The organism is Rhizobium sp. 05L429 (assembly GCF_056397645.1).
Map to the genome: position 1 here is coordinate 61,246 of NZ_JBFTNV010000015.1, position 17,164 is coordinate 78,409.

17 protein-coding genes are annotated in these 17,164 nt (G+C 60.1%); 14 read left to right on the forward strand and 3 right to left on the reverse strand.

Translation table 11 applies throughout. The features are described from left to right. The first annotated feature begins 39 nt into the window (after window positions 1–39). The 4 genes from AC1DNW_RS17445 (at window position 40) to AC1DNW_RS17460 (ending at window position 4,572) form a co-directional block, all read left to right on the forward strand. Entirely contained in the window at window positions 40–861 is an 822-nt protein-coding gene (locus AC1DNW_RS17445) for an ATP-binding cassette domain-containing protein (RefSeq protein ID WP_477853822.1), read from the forward strand. Further along, window positions 858–2,120 carry a sugar ABC transporter permease gene (locus AC1DNW_RS17450; protein WP_477853824.1) on the forward strand — a complete coding sequence of 421 codons (1,263 nt, stop codon included), beginning with the start codon at window positions 858–860 and terminating at the stop codon, window positions 2,118–2,120. The genes AC1DNW_RS17445 and AC1DNW_RS17450 overlap by 4 nt, the downstream gene beginning before the upstream one ends. A 24-nt stretch (window positions 2,121–2,144) precedes the next feature. Continuing rightward, window positions 2,145–2,873, forward strand: coding sequence for an SDR family oxidoreductase (locus AC1DNW_RS17455; protein WP_113298967.1), 729 nt, complete (start codon window positions 2,145–2,147; stop codon window positions 2,871–2,873). Between the two features lie 64 nt (window positions 2,874–2,937). Beyond that, window positions 2,938–4,572, forward strand: coding sequence for an FGGY-family carbohydrate kinase (locus tag AC1DNW_RS17460; protein WP_477853826.1), 1,635 nt, complete (start codon window positions 2,938–2,940; stop codon window positions 4,570–4,572). Window positions 4,573–4,597: 25 nt separating this feature from the next. Here AC1DNW_RS17460 and AC1DNW_RS17465 read toward each other — a convergent pair whose 3' ends face one another. After that, window positions 4,598–5,497, reverse strand: coding sequence for a helix-turn-helix domain-containing protein (locus AC1DNW_RS17465; protein WP_477853828.1), 900 nt, complete (start codon window positions 5,495–5,497; stop codon window positions 4,598–4,600). A 293-nt stretch (window positions 5,498–5,790) separates the two neighbouring features. On the opposite strand from AC1DNW_RS17465, the gene AC1DNW_RS17470 reads away from it, so the two are divergent. Next, window positions 5,791–7,242 (forward strand): aldehyde dehydrogenase, encoded by a 1,452-nt coding sequence (locus AC1DNW_RS17470; RefSeq protein WP_113298964.1) that lies wholly within the window; start codon window positions 5,791–5,793, stop codon window positions 7,240–7,242. 31 nt (window positions 7,243–7,273) lie between these two features. Here AC1DNW_RS17470 and AC1DNW_RS17475 read toward each other — a convergent pair whose 3' ends face one another. Next, a complete protein-coding gene (locus tag AC1DNW_RS17475) occupies window positions 7,274–7,510 on the reverse strand; it encodes a hypothetical protein (RefSeq protein WP_477853829.1) in 237 nt (78 codons plus the stop codon). A 58-nt stretch (window positions 7,511–7,568) separates the two neighbouring features. Further along, window positions 7,569–7,811 (reverse strand): DUF982 domain-containing protein, encoded by a 243-nt coding sequence (locus tag AC1DNW_RS17480; RefSeq protein WP_113298962.1) that lies wholly within the window; start codon window positions 7,809–7,811, stop codon window positions 7,569–7,571. A 257-nt stretch (window positions 7,812–8,068) separates the two neighbouring features. On the opposite strand from AC1DNW_RS17480, the gene arfA reads away from it, so the two are divergent. The 9 genes from arfA to AC1DNW_RS17525 all read left to right on the forward strand — a co-directional run bounded on the left by arfA (window position 8,069) and on the right by AC1DNW_RS17525 (window position 17,100). After that, on the forward strand, window positions 8,069–9,589 hold the full coding sequence (arfA, locus tag AC1DNW_RS17485; protein WP_113311858.1) for an arabinosylfuranosidase ArfA: 1,521 nt from the start codon (window positions 8,069–8,071) through the stop codon (window positions 9,587–9,589). 62 nt (window positions 9,590–9,651) lie between these two features. After that, entirely contained in the window at window positions 9,652–10,737 is a 1,086-nt protein-coding gene (locus AC1DNW_RS17490) for an ABC transporter ATP-binding protein (RefSeq protein ID WP_477853831.1), read from the forward strand. 140 nt (window positions 10,738–10,877) lie between these two features. Further along, on the forward strand, window positions 10,878–12,146 hold the full coding sequence (locus tag AC1DNW_RS17495; RefSeq protein WP_113298959.1) for an ABC transporter substrate-binding protein: 1,269 nt from the start codon (window positions 10,878–10,880) through the stop codon (window positions 12,144–12,146). 97 nt (window positions 12,147–12,243) lie between these two features. Beyond that, on the forward strand, window positions 12,244–13,077 hold the full coding sequence (locus tag AC1DNW_RS17500) for a carbohydrate ABC transporter permease (protein ID WP_113311882.1): 834 nt from the start codon (window positions 12,244–12,246) through the stop codon (window positions 13,075–13,077). A 1-nt stretch (window position 13,078) separates the two neighbouring features. Continuing rightward, window positions 13,079–13,903: a carbohydrate ABC transporter permease gene (locus tag AC1DNW_RS17505; RefSeq protein ID WP_113298958.1), complete on the forward strand. Its 825-nt coding sequence runs from the start codon at window positions 13,079–13,081 to the stop codon at window positions 13,901–13,903. A gap of 163 nt (window positions 13,904–14,066) precedes the next feature. Then, the gene (locus AC1DNW_RS17510) at window positions 14,067–14,990 is read left to right on the forward strand and encodes an ArsR family transcriptional regulator (RefSeq protein ID WP_113298957.1); all 924 of its coding nucleotides are present in this window, start codon (window positions 14,067–14,069) and stop codon (window positions 14,988–14,990) included. Window positions 14,991–15,245: 255 nt separating this feature from the next. Continuing rightward, on the forward strand, window positions 15,246–16,010 hold the full coding sequence (locus AC1DNW_RS17515; protein WP_477853833.1) for a GNAT family N-acetyltransferase: 765 nt from the start codon (window positions 15,246–15,248) through the stop codon (window positions 16,008–16,010). Between the two features lie 101 nt (window positions 16,011–16,111). Continuing rightward, entirely contained in the window at window positions 16,112–16,579 is a 468-nt protein-coding gene (locus tag AC1DNW_RS17520; RefSeq protein WP_113509019.1) for an MEKHLA domain-containing protein, read from the forward strand. Window positions 16,580–16,809: 230 nt separating this feature from the next. Continuing rightward, a complete protein-coding gene (locus AC1DNW_RS17525) occupies window positions 16,810–17,100 on the forward strand; it encodes a DUF2934 domain-containing protein (protein WP_113318914.1) in 291 nt (96 codons plus the stop codon). Window positions 17,101–17,164: the final 64 nt, after the last annotated feature.

A 17,164-nucleotide genomic window follows, 5' to 3' on the forward strand; every position in this document is an offset into this window, starting at 1 on the left:
TCGCGGCCGGATGCCCCTATTGGCAGGAAAGGCTGCACGATGAGCAGGGATGTGAAGGATATGCCGGAGAGAGGAGAGACGATCCTCCGGTTGAGCAATATTTCCAAAAATTTTGGCGCGGTTTCGGCGCTGACCGATATCGAGCTCGAAGTGAAAGCCGGTGAGGTTGTGGCGCTGGTCGGCGATAACGGTGCCGGCAAATCGACACTTATCAAGGTCCTTGCTGGCGTGCACCAGCCGTCCTCCGGAACGATCGAATTCTGCGGCAGCAATGTCACGCTCGAGAGCCCCGGCAAGGCGTTGGAGCTCGGCATCGCCACCGTCTTCCAGGATCTTGCGCTCTGCGAGAACCTCGATGTGGTCGCCAATCTCTTTCTTGGCCACGAAATGTCCCCCTGGAGCCTCGATGAGGTGGCCATGGAGGTGCGCGCCTGGACGTTGCTCAGAGAACTCGCCGCCCGTATCCCCTCAGTGCGCGAGCCGATTGCCTCCCTTTCGGGCGGCCAGCGCCAGACGGTTGCCATCGCCCGCTCGTTGCTGCTCGATCCGAAGATCATCATGCTCGACGAGCCGACAGCAGCCCTTGGCGTTGCCCAGACCGCGGAAGTGCTCAACCTCATCGAGCGCGTTCGCGAGCGCGGCCTCGGCGTCATCATTATCAGCCACAACATGGAAGACGTGCGCGCCGTGGCGGACCGCATCGTGGTATTGCGCCTCGGGCGCAACAACGGTGTCTTTACGCCCGACTCTTCCAACCAGGAGCTCGTCGCTTCCATCACCGGCGCTACCGAAAACGCTGTGTCCCGCCGGATCGAGCGCAAGACCGGCGCGCCCCATGAAACCAGCGGGAGGCCTGCATGAGCCAGAAGATATCAAATCCCATCAGCAAGCCGGCCGCTGCTCTCGATCGCAGTGACGAACGCGTCCGCCACGACGACAACGTTCGCGGTATGATCAAGGCCTTCTTCGACCGCGTACGGTCGGGCGATCTTGGCATGCTGCCAGTCTTCGTCGGCCTCGTCGTCATCTCGACGGTCTTTTCATTGCTCAATCCGGTGTTTCTGGCACCGAACAATCTCGTCAACCTGCTGTTCGACTGTGCCACTGTCGGCGTGATCTCGCTCGGCATCGTCTGCGTTTTGATGCTCGGTGAAATCGATCTCTCGGTCGGCTCGATGAGCGGTCTTTCCTCCGCCATCCTCGGCGTGCTCTGGGTCAATATGGGCTGGCCGATCCCGCTGGCGATCCTGGTGGCGATCATCGCCGGTATCGTCGTCGGTACGCTTTACGCGGTTTTTTATAACAGGCTCGGCATGCCGAGCTTCGTTGCCACACTTGCCGGCCTCCTGGCACTGCTTGGCATGCAGCTTTATATCCTCGGGCCGACGGGCAGCATCAATCTGCCCTTTGCCTCGCCGCTCGTGCGCTTCGGCCAGATCCTCGTCATGCCCGACTGGCTTTCCTATATGCTGGCGCTGCTGCCGGGTCTGGTGATGGTCATCAATGAGATGCGCAAACGCCATCAGCGGCTGGCCTCCAACCTGTCTTCGCCGCCCGTCGGTACGCTTGCGGTCAAGGCCATCGTTCTGACGGCTGCTCTGGAATTTGCCGTCTACTATCTCAATCTCGGCCGTGGCGTGCCGTGGATGTTCGGCCTTTTCGTCGTAATTGCCGTTATCCTGAACTATGCGCTGACCCGCACCAAATGGGGCCGCTCCATGTTTGCCGTCGGCGGTAATCGCGAGGCCGCACGCCGCGCCGGCATCAATGTGCGCCGCATCTATCTCAGTGCCTTCGTTCTCTGCTCGACGCTCGCCACCATCGGCGGCATCCTGTCGGCCTCACGGCTCGCGTCGTCCAGCCAGCAGGCGGGCACGGGCGACGTGAACCTCAATGCCATTGCGGCGGCGGTCATTGGCGGCACCAGCCTGTTCGGCGGACGCGGCAGCGCCTATTCGGCCCTGCTCGGCATCATCGTCATTCAGGCGATTTCCAACGGGCTTACGCTTCTCAATCTCAGCTCGTCGCTGCGCTACATGATCACGGGCGCCGTCCTGGCAATCGCCGTCATCGTCGATTCGCTTGCGCGCCGGTCCCGTGTCAGCCATGGCCGCGCCTGAACCGCATTCTCAAGGAGTATTCGCATGACTGATCTCATGAAGGGCAAGGTCGCCGCCATCACCGGCGCGGCTTCGGGTATCGGGCTGGAATGCGCCCGCACCCTGCATGCCGAAGGCGCTACCGTGGTGCTCATCGACCGTGCCAAGGACAGGCTCGAGGCTCTCTGCAGGGAGATTGGTGAGGGCGCCCTGCCGCTCGTCGTCGATCTGCTCGACGGCCCGCAGGTTTCCGGAATGCTGCCGCGCATTCTGGAAGCGGCCGGCCGGCTCGATATCTTCCACGCCAATGCCGGCGCCTATATTGGCGGGCCGGTTGCCGAAGGTGATCCGGATGCCTGGGACCGTATGCTGAACCTCAACATCAATGCCGCCTTCCGTTCTGTCCATGCGGTGCTGCCGCATATGATCGCCCAGAAGTCCGGGGATATCCTCTTTACCAGCTCGATCGCCGGCGTCGTGCCCGTCGTCTGGGAGCCGATCTATACGGCTTCGAAATTCGCCGTTCAGGCCTTCGTCCACTCCACCCGCCGGCAGGTCGCCCCGCATGGCGTTCGCGTCGGCGCGGTGCTGCCTGGACCGGTCGTTACCGCGCTCCTGGATGACTGGCCGAAAGCCAAGATGGAAGAGGCGCTTGCCAATGGCAGCCTGATGCAGCCGAAGGAAGTGGCCGATGCCGTGCTGTTCATGTTGTCCAGACCGCGCAACGTCACTGTCCGCGATCTCGTAATCCTGCCGAACAGCGTCGACCTCTGAGGTTGACAGGTGCGGCTCTGGATTGCTCTAGAAACCTGATATTGCCGATTTGAATCGAGAGATCATGAGCGACACTTCACACGCGTCAGGAGCGGGTGCCAAACATGTCATCGGCGTCGATGTCGGCACCGGCAGCGCCCGTGCGGGCCTGTTCGACCTTAATGGCCGGATGCTTGCCTCCGCCAAGCGGGACATCACGCTCTTTCATGAGGCCGGCTCGATCGTCGAGCAGTCGAGCACCGAGATCTGGGCAGCCGTCTGTGCCTCCGTCCGCGAGGTCGTTGCCGCAAGTGGTATCGATCCGGCATCCGTGGCGGGTCTCGGTTTCGACGCGACCTGCTCGCTTGTCGTGCTAGGCGAGGGGGGCAAGCCGCTTCCCGTCGGTCCCTCCGAAGATCCGGACCGCAACATCATCGTCTGGATGGACCACCGCGCCGTTCCCCAGGCGGAGCGTATCAACGCACTCGGCCATGACGTGCTGCGTTACGTCGGCGGCCGTATCTCGCCGGAAATGGAAACGCCGAAGATCCTCTGGCTGAAGGAGAACCGCCCACAGATCTTCGATACCACTTGGCAGTTTTTCGATCTCGCAGACTTTCTCACCTGGCAGGCGACAGGTGATCTGTCGCGTTCCACCTGCACAGTCACCTGCAAATGGACTTATCTTGCCCATGAGAAGCGGTGGGATGCGTCCTATTTCCACCAGATCGGTCTCGGCGCGCTGGCCGAGGAGGGCTTCGCCCGCATCGGCCAGACCATCGTCGAGCCAGGCTCGGCGGTCGGTCAGGGCCTGACTGCAGCTGCAGCCGAGGAACTTGGCCTCACTGCGGGAACGGCGGTTGCTGCCGGCCTGATCGATGCCCATGCGGGCGGGATCGGAACCGTTGGTATTGGCGACGGCCCACAGGCCAATCTCGGCTATGTCTTCGGCACCTCGTCCTGCACCATGACCTCGACATCAAAGCCCGCCTTCGTGCCCGGCGTCTGGGGTCCCTACTACTCGGCCATGGTGCCGGGTATGTGGTTGAACGAAGGCGGCCAGAGCGCGGCAGGTGCGGCCATCGATCACCTGCTTTCCTTCCATCCGGCTGCCGCCGAGGCGCGGGAGCTGTCGAAGCGCATTGGTCTTCCGTTGCCGGTACTGCTGGCGGATAGGGCTGCGCAAAAGGCGGGTCAGCCCTCGGATGCCGTCAAACTCGTCGCAGGCATGCATGTCGTTCCCGAATTCCTCGGTAATCGTGCCCCCTTTGCCGATCCGCATGCCCGTGCCGTCATTGCCGGGCTTGATATGGAAAGAGATATCGACAGCCTGGTTGCGCTCTACGTCGCCAGCCTTTGCGGGATCGGCTATGGCCTGAGGCAGATCATCGATACGCAGGCCGATGCCGGCGTTACTATCGATAACATCGTCATCAGCGGCGGCGCCGGCCAGCATGATTTCGTGCGCCAGATGCTTGCCGATGCGAGTGGCAAGCCGGTGGTCGCAACGAAGGCTGAAGAGCCTGTCCTGCTGGGCGCTGCGATCCTCGGCGCCGTCGCCGGCGGGCTGTTTGCCGATATGCGTGAAGCCATGACGAAACTGTCGTCAGCCGAAGAGACCTATAAGCCGACGCAAGGCGCGATCGCCGATCTTCACGCAAAGCGTTACGAGGGCTTCAGGCAGCTTCAGACGCTGACGCGCGAGTTGCGGACGTTCTGAACCCGTCGCCTCAATCGCTCGTGCCTTACGGCCAGGCGGCAAAGGATGGGGCGGCGCCTTTGGCCGACTGCGCGGCGATCTTGCGCCGGTAGGCGCCAGGTGGCTCGCCAACGCGGCTTTTGAAGAAGCGGCTGAAATAGCCGGGATCGCGAAAGCCGAGCCCGAAGCCGATCTGCTCGACGGATTGTTCCGATTGCCCAAGCCGCAGCTTTGCCTCGGCGATCAGCCTTTCATGGATCAGCTCCATCGGGCTTCGTCCGGCGCCGGAAATGCAGACCCGATGCAGATGGTCATAGGTGATGCCCATCGTTCGGGCGATATCGGTAATTGCCGGCTGTTCGCGGTAACGCAATTCGACGATCTGCCTGAACCGTTGCAAGGTGGTCGCCCCGGTGCCTGACGTCTTCGTCGGTGACGATGCCCCTGAGGCCCGCCATATCAACAGGAGCAGCACGGAAAAATAGGCGCTGACAAGCGCTGTCCCGCCGGGTCGGCGGTCCCGTGCCTCCTGCATCATGACCTCGAAGGCGCGACCGATATCGCCCGCATGCCCCGCCAGATTTTCGTTTTGAGCCACGACAACGCGTTCGATCATGTCGTGCAACTGCACGGCGGCCGGGCTATCGCCGACCGTTCTGTGGACAAAGTCTTCAGCCGCCGAGAGCATCCCTCCCTCGCTGCCGGCTGCAAGAACGAAAGTTCCCAAAATCCGTCGCGGCAGCCAAAGTGCCGCAGGTGCCGAGAGCGTAAGCCCCGCCTGTCCGTCGATGGATAGGCTCGCGCTGCCTCGCGAGACGAAGAAGGCCTGATAGAAGGGACGGCTGCCGGGGGCGTCAAGGCTCCAGGTCTGACTTCCGAGGCCAGCGGAAATCATCGATGCGGTGACCGACAAGGCCGGCATGTCGAGCAACTTTTCCGCCATCATGAACTCCGGGCACGCGACTGGCTGGGCGATCACAGGCCAAGCGGGAATTTGAAGAATTCGCGGAAAAGTACAATAAACTGCCAGGAGAATCCATTCATTTCGCCGATGGATTGGTTCCTACTGGACCCCGAGGAGAGCTTGAATATCAGGCGATAGGGGTGAGGACCTTCCAATGAAAGACATCGGTCTATCGGTGTGACCGATTCGCATGCCCCGGCGGAGCCGGAAACCAGCAAACATCATCGCGCCGGGCCCTTGGCGGGTTTTACAGCGCATATCTGAAAGGCAAAGAGATGGTTGATCTGATGCTTCTCATTGGCGGTCGTGCCATCCCGGCTTCGAACGGCGCAACCTTCGAACGATTAAACCCGATTACCGGTCAGCTGGCGACGAAGGCCGCCGCGGCGACGCTGGAAGATGCACACGCTGCGGCTGCCGCTGCGGCTGCAGCCTTTCCGGCCTGGTCGGCGCTGGCGCCGACCGAGCGGCGCAAGCGCCTTTCGAAGGCCGCCGACATCCTGGATTCCCGCACCGGCGAATTCATCGCTGCGATGGCCGAGGAAACGGGGGCTACGGCCGCCTGGGCGGGCTTCAACGTCTATCTCGCCGCCAATATGCTGCGCGAAGCGGCCGCGATGTGCACGCAGATCACCGGCGAAGTGATCCCCTCGGACAAGCCCGGCCTGTTAGCGATGGCCGTGCGCCAGCCGGCCGGTGTCGTCCTCGGTATTGCGCCGTGGAACGCCCCTGTCATTCTCGGCGTGCGCGCTGTCGCCCTGCCGCTTGCCTGCGGCAATACCGTTATCCTCAAGGCATCCGAGCTTTGCCCGAAGACGCATCATCTGATCGGCGAGACATTGCGCGAGGCGGGCCTCGGCGACGGTGTCGTCAATGTGCTCAGCAATGCGCCGGCCGATGCTGCATCCATCGTCGAAAAGTTAATCGCCCACCCGGCGGTGCGCCGTGTCAATTTCACCGGCTCGACCCGCGTCGGCCGCGTTATCGCCGAGGTCTGCGCCCGCCATCTGAAGCCCGTACTGCTGGAGCTTGGCGGCAAGGCGCCCTTCGTCGTGCTCGATGATGCCGATATCGGCGAAGCCGTGAAAGCCGCGGCCTTCGGTGCCTTCATGAACCAGGGGCAGATCTGCATGTCGACCGAAAGGATTGTCGTCGACGAAGCGGTAGCCGACGAGTTTGCCGATCAGTTCGCCCGCAAGGCCGCGACGCTGGTGGCCGGCGATCCGCGCCAGAGCAATTCGCCGCTCGGCTCGATGATCGGTCTGGATGCGGTGGAACGTGTCAACGGCCTGATCGAGGATGCGGTGTCCAAGGGCGCCCGCCTGCTCGCGGGTGGCCGCGCGGTCGGAACGCTGATGGATGCCGCGGTGCTCGACCACGTGACCCCATCAATGCGTATCTACGGAGAGGAAAGCTTCGGTCCGGTTGCCTGTATGGTGCGCGCGCGCGGTATCGATGAGGCGGTCCGGATTGCCAATGATACGGAATACGGCCTGTCTGCCGCCGTCTTCGGTAGGGATGCCGCCCGCGCCATGGAGGTTGCGAGACGGATTGAAAGCGGCATCTGCCACGTGAACGGCCCGACCGTGCATGACGAGGCACAGATGCCTTTCGGCGGCGTGAAAGCCTCCGGTTACGGCCGCTTCGGCGGCAAGGCCGGCATCAACGAGTTCACCGATCTCAGGTGGATTACGGTGGCATCGCAGCCCGGACACTATCCGATCTGACACGAGACTTGGCGAGCCGGCCTGGCACGCTTCAGAGACGGTGGCACACCGTCACGAATTCCGTGCGCGGAATGTAGCGGTATTCGACGATCATATCGGTGCAATCGAGATGCCGGCGCTGCACGTAGTGTGCACGAATGACTGGCTTCGGCCGATGCTTGACGACATGGGGTCGTTCATAACCTTGAATCATGTCGGCAGATATGGCCGGGCCTGTCGAAATGGTGGCCACGGCCAACGTCAACAACGATACCAGCAAGGCGCGCATGCAGTCTCCCTCCTTATAAATATGGGTGGACGCCGCATGTGCGCGTCCGCCCCTGGGCTCAATGTGTGGTTAGTTTCGCTTCTGCTGCTGCAGCGAGAAAATCTTCCCTTGCCGTTTCCAGGCTCACACGTCCTTCCACGGCGCCCTTGCAGGCGTTGCTTGCTTTGACGAATTTTGCCCCCGTGCGCCGTGGCCACCCGTCGTGAAGATAGATGAGTGCGTCGAACGGGCCCATGACCGTCCTGGATCCGGAATTGTCGAACTTGATTTCGATCGGTTCGCTCCATTGGGCATTCGGCATCTTTTCCTCCTCCTGTTGCGAGCGCCCAAACGCCTGGAGAAGGAATTTGTTCCCGCCCTTGAGATTGGTTGGTTAATCGCGGCTTTATCGACCCGGCGGAGAACCACGACCGGGACCGAAACGCCTGATTTCTCACAGATTTCGCTGGTCCGGCACCATACTGAAACTGTTTTTTTGATATGAAACAAAATACTTGATTAAAAAAACCTCTCAGATTAGCTTGCTCAAAAATTAAATTCAATAAACGAGGAACATCAATGCGGGCTAAAGCGACCCTGAATAGGGAATTTACCATCTCGACCGTCGACAAGCGCGTCTATGGCTCCTTTCTGGAGCATATGGGCCGTGCCGTTTACACCGGTATTTATGAGCCGGGTCACGAAAAAGCTGATAAGGAAGGTTTCCGTACCGACGTTCTTGATATGGTGCGCGATCTCGATATGCCGATCGTCCGGTATCCGGGCGGCAATTTCGTTTCGGCCTATCATTGGGAAGACGGCATCGGCCCGCGCGATCAGCGTCCGACGCGTCTTGATCTTGCCTGGCGGACCCGCGAGACCAACCAGATGGGCGTCAACGAATTCGCCGACTGGTCGAAGCTCGCCAAGACCGAGATGATGCTCGCCATGAACCTCGGTTCGCGCGGCCTGAATGATGCCCGCAATTTCCTCGAATATTGCAACCATCCTGGTGGTACCTACTGGAGTGACCTGCGCGCCAAGCACGGATACAAGGACCCGCACAATGTCCGCATCTGGTGCCTCGGCAACGAGATCGATGGTCCCTGGCAGGTCGGTCATAAGACCGCAACCGAATATGGTCTGCTTGCCAATGACGTCAGCAAGGCCTTCAAATATTTCGACAAGACGCTCGAGACCGTGGTCTGCGGTTCGTCTAACGACAAGATGAAGACCTATCCCGAGTGGGAGGCACAGGTTCTCGATGCGAGCTATGACAGCGTCGACTATATCTCGCTGCACAAATATTTCGGCAACGAAGAAAACGACACGCTCAACTACTATGCCAAGGCGATCGAGCTCGATCGCTACATCGTCACGATCGGCGGCGTCATCGACTACATCAAGGCAAAGAAGCGCTCGAAGCGCGACGTGAAGATCTGCTTCGACGAATGGAACGTCTGGTATCACGACCGGAAGGAAGACGATCAGCGCTACAAGAACTGGGATTGGCCGGAAGCGCCGCCGCTGCTCGAGGAACTCTACAATCTCGAGGACGCGATCTTCGTCGCCTCGCTGATCAACGTCTTCATCCGCCGTTCCGACCGCGTCAAGATCGCCTGCATGGCGCAGCTCGTCAACGTCATCGCCCCGATCCTGACCAAGGCGGGTGGACCGGCCTGGCGCCAGTCGATCTACTACCCGCTGCAGTTTGCTTCGAAGTATGGCCGCGGCACAGCTCTCAACATTTCCGCGTCAGGCCCGACCTATGATTGCGAGGTGGCACAGGACGTGCCCTATCTCGATCTTTCGGCGGTGTTGCAGGAGGATGGCAAGAGCATCGCGCTCTTTGCGATCAACCGTAGCCTTGACGAGGCGATCGATCTCGATGTCGCCCTGCAGGGCTTCAAGGGCGCGAAGATCGTCCAGCATCATACGATGGTGGGCGACGATCTGAAGGCGCGCAACTCTGTCGAAGACCAGAACCGCATCGTGCCGAAGGCAGGGTCCGGCCTCCAGGTCACCGACGAGGGTAGGCTCACCGGATCGCTGCCGGCGAAATCCTATCATTTCATCCTGCTGTCCGTCGCCTCGGCGTGAGCTGAATGCCATCGGGGCAGCGGAGGAGGCTGCCCCGTCCGGAGTGCCCATCGGGAGGATATATGTCTGGGATAAAACTGACTGACGTCAGGAAGTCGTTCGGGTCCTTCGCTGTCATTCACGGCGTCGATATCGAGATCGAGCAGGGTGAGTTCGCCGTTTTCGTCGGCCCTTCCGGCTGCGGGAAATCGACGCTGCTGAGGATGATTGCGGGGCTCGAGGAAACGAGCGGCGGGCAGATCAGCATCGAGAATGAAGACGTAACGCACAGGGAGGCGTCAAAACGCGGCGTCGCCATGGTCTTCCAGTCCTACGCGCTCTATCCGCATCTTTCCGTCTTCGAAAACATGGCCTTCAGCCTGTCGATCGCCAAGCGGCCGAAGGCAGAGATCCAGCAGAAGGTGAAGGCGGCCGCCGATATCCTTCGCCTCGGCGACTACCTGCAACACAAACCGAGCCAGCTTTCCGGCGGCCAGCGCCAGCGGGTGGCGATCGGCCGCGCCATCGTGCGCGAGCCGCGGGTCTTCCTGTTCGACGAGCCGCTCTCCAACCTCGATGCCGAATTGCGCGTGAAAATGCGCATGGAGATCGCCCGCCTGCACCGGCAGATCGGTGCGACGATGGTCTATGTCACCCATGACCAGGTCGAGGCGATGACGCTTGCAGACAAGATCGTCGTGCTGAAGGAGGGCATCGTCCAGCAGGTCGGCGCACCCCTGGAGCTCTATCGCGATCCACAGAACATGTTCGTCGCTGGGTTCATCGGTTCGCCGGGCATGAACTTTCTGAAGGGAAAGGTCGTTGCCGCTGGCCAGAACTCCGCCCGCATTGAACTCGATGACGCGCCGGGTCAGGTTTTCGAGCTGCCGACACGCGGCCCGGTCGCTCAAGGCGCAGCCATCAATGTCGGCGTCCGGCCCGAGAATATCGGGCTTGGCGCCTCAGATGGAGGCCTGACGCTGCCTGTCACCGCTGAATTCACCGAAGAGCTTGGCGGCACCGGATATCTTCACGTGCTGACCGCGACCAATGCGGAGATGACGGTCGAGTGCCGCGAAAGCAGGCCTCAGCCGAAGGAGAAGATCAGCCTCTCTCTGAGAGTGCCTGAGATGCTGGCCTTCGATGCCGAAGGCAGAAGGCTCAGCTGATTGAACGGGGTCCGGAGCTGCGATCCGGAGACCGGAAAGGAATGCAGGAGACGTGATCGCGCGCCTTTGGAGGAGGTCCGCGACAGAAGCCGCCCCGGGCACCGGGGTGACCCAACCCATGCTTTAGAGGAGGAACAAACGTGAGAAAACTCTTAAAACTTGCCGTTTCGGCGGCCATCGCATTGCTGCCCTCGGCAGCCGCATTCGCGCAGACGGACATCACCTGGTGGGATTTCTTAAGTGGCGGCGATGGTGTGCGCATGAAAGCGCTCATCAAGGAATTCAACGACACCCATCCCGACATCAAGATCAACGCCACGACGCTTGAATGGGGCGTGCCCTTCTACACCAAGGTGCAAACGTCAGCTGCTGTCGGCCAGCAGCCGGATATCATGACCTATCACATGTCGCGTTATCCGCTCGCCGTGCCAACCGGTATCCTGCGGCCCTTCTCGGACGAGGAGCTTGCTTCCGCAGGCATCAAGAAGGAAAACTATGTCGACGCGGCCTGGAAGCAGGCTACCTTCGACAACAAGGTCTACGGCATTCCTTTTGACGTCCACTCGATCGTTCTCTACTATAACAAGACCATCCTGAAGGAAGCCGGTCTGCTGGGCGATGACGGTCTGCCGAAGGGCCTCGACGGTCTCGCCAATTTCAACGCCGCGCTCGACAAGATCAAGGCGACAGGCAAGGTCGAATATCCGCTTTCGCTGCACACGGATGAAGGCGGCTCCATGTGGCGCGTCTTCTACACGCTGCTCTCCCAGCAGGGCGCCAAGTTCATCGACGGCGACCAGATCTTGCCGGGCGATGCCGGTGTAAAGGCGCTTCAGACCATGGCGAACTGGGTTTCCTCAGGCTATTCGCCGAAGCTGATCTCCTACGAAGCCTCGATTGCGCTCTTCACCTCGGGCAAGGCTGCGATGCATGTCAACGGCGTCTGGGAAGTGCCGACGATGGCCGACCTTGCGAAGAAGGGCGAGCTCGGCTTCGAATGGGGCGCCATCGAAATCCCGAACCTGATGGGTACCCAGGCCACCTGGGCGGATTCACATTCCTTCGCCGTTCCGAACAGCGACAGCAAGCCGATCACCCCTGAAAAACTGAAGGCCGTGCTGCAGATCATTGCCTGGATGAACCAGCACAGCATTTCCTGGGCCAGCGCCGGTCATATTCCTGCTTTCAAGCCGGTGACGGACAGCAAGGAATTCAAGGAAATGCAGCCGAATGCCACCTATGCGAAGCTTGCCGATACGGCTGTCTTCGATCCGGTTTCCAAGCTCGCCGGTGTCGCAGGCCCGATCTACGAGGCAACACAGAACTTCGTGGTTCCGGCTCTGAACGGTCAGCTCGATCCGGCGGATGCCATCGATCAGATGCGTGAGGAGCTGCAGAGCCAGCAGTGAGACGATGCTGGCCGGAGTATCTCCGGCCAGCCTTCCTCCAGGGAGATGATCTGTGGTCAACAATGAAAAGCGGCGCAAGACGATAACGGCGATCACCATGATTGCACCGTTCCTGATCGCCTATGCGGTCGTGTTTGCCTATCCGGTCTATAAGATGTTCGCCTTGAGTTTTACCGACGCCCCGCTCGTCGGCGAAGGCCAATGGGTCGGCTTCGACAATTATATCAGGCTCTTCCATCAGAAGCTCTTCTATACATCGGTCTGGAATACCGGTTATTTCGTCGTTTTGACGGTTATCCCGAACACGTTGATCGGCCTTGGGCTGGCACTGATGGTCGTGCGCCTGAAAGGCTGGATGCAGAGCCTCGTGCTGGTGCTCTTCTTCATCCCGTATATTCTTCCGGTTTCGGTTGTCACCCAGATCTGGAAATGGGTGCTCGACCAGCAATTCGGGATCGCACAGTTCGCGATCGAAGCCTTCACCGGCTCACGCGTCAGCGTCTTCCGCGATCCGATATGGGCCATGCCCATGGTTGCGCTCGTGACGGTCTGGTGGACCAACGGCTTCAATCTGCTGCTCTTCATTGCCGGCCTGCGCAACATTCCCCACGACTATTACGAGGCGGCGACGCTTGACGGCGCGACGCGCTGGCAGTGCTTCAAGCGCATCACCTGGCCGCTGATCTGGCCGGTAACCGCGCTGGTGCTGACATTGCAGCTCATCCTGCAGCTCAAGATCTTTGATCAGGTCTATCTGCTGACAGAGGGCGGGCCGTTCAATTCCACGTATGTGCTCTTGCAACTCGTCTATCGCGAGGCTTTCCGATCGAACCACGGTGGTCTCGGCTCCGCAGTCGCGGTGATCCTGTTCATCATCATTGTCGTCGTCTCGGTGCTGCAATATCAGCTCCTGCGAGTGAGGGAGCGCTGAGATGCCCGGCAAATCAATCGGCAATACGCTTCTTCTGATCCTCACAGTGGTGATCGCCTGCACCTGGGCTTTTCCGATCTATTGGGCGATCGTCACGTCCATCAAGCCGGAACAGGACGTGGTCAACAAGACCACCCTTTTCCCTGACGTCTTCAATTTCTCAGGCTATTATTATGCCCTCTTCGAAACCAAGCTATCGACCTGGTATCTAAACTCGATCGTCACCTCGGTGACGGTGACCGTCGTCGTCATCCTGATCAGCGTCATGTGCGCCTATGCGCTGTCGCAGATCGTCTTTCCCGGTCGCAAGCTTCTCTACGGCATCATCCTGGCGAGCTTCATGGTGCCCTCGCAGGCGCTGGTCATTTCGCAGTTCGTGCTGATGCATAAGCTGAACCTGATCAACACGTGGGGCGGCATCATCCTGCCCCAGCTGATCGTTCCCGTTGTTGTCATCGTCTACAAGCAGTTCTTCGATTCCGTGCCGAAGGAGCTGCGCGAGGCGGCCAAGCTCGATGGCTGCGGCGAGTTCCAGATCCTGTTCAAGCTTTATCTGCCGCTGAACTGGGGTATTACGACAGCGCTGGCGATCATTACCTACATCATGGCTTGGAACGCCTTCCTCTGGCCGTTCCTCGTTACCAACTCCGACGACATGATGACGATCACTGTCGGCATCACCCAGACGAGAGACGCATTCGGCGTGAAATATGCGCGCGACATGGCGGTGGCAATCCTCGCTGCGATGCCGGTCGCGGTTGCCTATCTGTTGTTCCAGAAACGCGTAACGCAGGCCCTCATGCTGTCATCGGGCATCAAGGGCTAAGTGCGTGAGAGATTGCTTCCGGGCCGAGGTGAGAAGGCCCTGCCGGTCCGCGAGAGCTCTCCCGAGGCGCGGGCCGGCACTTCCAGAAAAGGCGGCGACATGGACTATGCCACCGTGATATCAGCTGAAACCAACAAGAGAGACTGGAAACCAGTATCAAGGTATGGAGACGAAACTTCTAACCGTTGATCCGATGCGGGACGTTGACGTCGTCCAGGCTCTCGGTTCCCCGACGCGTATCGAAATCCTCAACCTGCTGCGCCAGAAGGGGCCGCTGAATGTCAACGACATCGCGGCGCAGATGCGCTTGCCGCAATCGACGACCGCGACCAATCTGAAGTCGCTCGAGCAGGCCGGCCTCATCCAGACACAAACGATGAAGGCGACGAAGGGAAACCAGAAGGTCTGCTCCAGCATCTATGACGAAATCCTCATCCGCTTCGATACCAACGGTACCAAGGCGAGCGGGGATGTGGTGACCGTCAGCATGCCGATCGGCCTCTTTACCGAATTCGACGTGGGGGCGCCCTGCGGCCTCTGTTCGGTCAACAATGTCATAGGCATGCTCGACGTGCAGGAGGTCTTCCTCGACCCGCAGCGCATGCAGGCGGCATTGCTCTGGTTCACACGAGGCTATGTCGAATACAAGTTCCCGAACAATGCCAAGGTGTCCGGCAAGAAGATCCGCAAGGTTGAATTTACGGCCGAACTAAGCTCGGAAACCCCGGCTACCAATGCCAATTGGCCGTCCGACATCTCGATCTGGGTCAACGGCATCAAGGCAGGACACTGGACTTCGCCCGGTGACTATGGCGATCGCCGCGGCATGTATTCGCCATCCTGGTGGAAGCTGTCGGGCTCGCAATACGGCAAGCTCAAGACCTGGACGATCGACGAGACCGGCACCTGGATCGACGGCGCCATGGTCTCGACCCAGACCATCACCTCGCTCGGCATAGCCGACCATCACTCGATCCGCTTCCGCATCGGCATCGACGAAAAAGCCGATAACCCCGGCGGTATGAACCTCTTCGGCAAGGGTTTTGGTGATTTCGACCAGGATCTGGTCATGTCGATCTTTTTCTGACGCGCGACGAGCCAACGATGCCGCAACGGTTTGCTGCGTGTTCGAGCGGCCTATCCATTGCCCTCCGTGGTTGCTCTTGACCTCTCTTGACCGCCGCACACTTTATCCGCGAGGAAAAGGGAGGCTATCTCGACGCTGCGATTCCGGTCCTGACGGGTATGCGCCGCAGTAACTTACTGCTGCCCCTGTGGGCAGCTCGTCATAAAAAAGGGGAATAGGTTGAGCATTTCAAACGATCGAATTGCCAGGGAAGAGATGATCGAGGCCAAGGCTTTCGTTGATCTGGCCAGGATAACGCCGCAACCATTCAAGGACAGCGTCGAATTTGCCTGCATGCCATTGGGCGACGGCTGTGCCATTTCGCTGCCATCGGCTCCCGCCATTGGCCTCAATCGCATTTTGGCCCTGAATGACATCGACGAACTCGACGCCGCGCTTGGTTGGATGAAGACCAAAACAGGCAGGCGGCACGTCCAGATCAGCGAATCCTCCGCCTCCGATGAAATGCGTGGATGGATTCTGGATAAGGGATTGATCGAAAACGGTGCCTGGGCAAAGCTCACGCGATCCGCTCCAGTCGTTCCGCTTTCAACCGAAGGGCCCGTGCGTGCACGCTTGGCCGGTATCGATGACGCTCCGACTTTTGGCAAGCTGATGTGCGCAGGCTTTGGTTTTCCGGCGGAGCTTGAGCCGCTCTGGTCATGCCTTGTCGGCAAAAGCGGCTGGGCCTGCTTCATTGCGGAATTGGAGGGCACGCCGGTCGGGACGGGCGCGCTGTTTATAGAGAATGGTTGCGCCTGGCTGGGAGCAGGAGCGACACTCCCTGAATACCGAAATCGCGGAGCGCAAAAAGCGCTGATCAATGCCCGGCTGAACGAAGGCCTGGCCCAAGGCGTTTCTCTGTTTGCGGTCGAGACAAGTGAACCTCAGGAGGGGCAGCCGAACATATCCTTCGGAAACCTGACCAAGGCAGGCTTCAAGCTCTCGTATATCCGCAAGAACTATCTCTTGCCGAACTAAAGGCCCCTCCCACCGGTGCGGCTGCCGCACCGGTGCCCATGTTCGGTGAATACATGGGGCGCGAAGATGCGTGCAGCGTCCGCGCTGGAGAAGGAAACCATATGCAGCTGAACGGTGAACTGAACCCGAACGACCCGGAATTTTTCGAGCTTCTCACCGGGAGCTTCAGACGTCTCGTCGGCAGAGCTCTTGTTCCCAAGGAACGTGGGCCCGAGTGGCTCTACGGCGATGCCCCTTTTGTGGTCCTGGCCCATAACACCGCGCCCAGTCCTGTGTTTGTCTACGCCAACGGTGCGGCCCAGAGGCGGTTTGGATATAGCTGGAGCGAATTCGTAAAGCTGGAATCCAGGCTGTCGGCGGGCCCCAGCGAACGGGGAGAGCGTCAGACGCTGCTCGATGCTGTGGCGCAAAATGGGTATATGGCGGGCTATCGTGGTTTGCGTGTTACGAAGTCAGGGAGCCGCTTCTGGATGGAAGACGGGATAGTCTGGCAGCTCCGAGACGCAGAAGGGCAGGATTTTGGCCAGGCTGCGATGTTCTCTCAGTGGGTAGAGGTACCGACCTCTTAAATCAGCAATGGCGCTTAGGAATCATATCGAGCTTTCGCTGAGGCGCCTGGCCTCTGGTGCGAGACGATCCTAACCGGCGGCTGGAAACCTCGAAGTTGCCCGGAGGCACAGTCGACCCATCGCGTTTTCGTGATGAGACCCAGCCGATAAATACATGCACCATAGTTGCCGCCGTAACCGACCGCGCCATTTGTCTGATCCGGACAACAATCCGACATGGAGAAAAACCGATGGCATCGAGCGAAGACCGAATCAGACAGCGCGCCTACGAGATCTGGGAACAGGAAGGCCGGCCCCATGGGGAGGACATGAAGCACTGGTTGCAGGCATTTCAGGAAATCGCCGCGAGCGCCGATGCGGGCGGTCAGCCTGCCAAGAAACCTCGGTCGAAGAAAGCTGTCGCAGCGGATTTGTCTCCAAAGACAAAAGGCGCAGACAAATCCAAAAGCGGCGCCCAGAGCGTTCCGACGACAGCCCGGCCGCCGAAATCAACCAAGGTCGCGAGCGCTACAAAGCACTGAAGAGCGGGTCCTTGGCCTGAGTCGCGCCGGCGAATTCGGCCGGCTGGTGGTGTTGAGCGGGGCG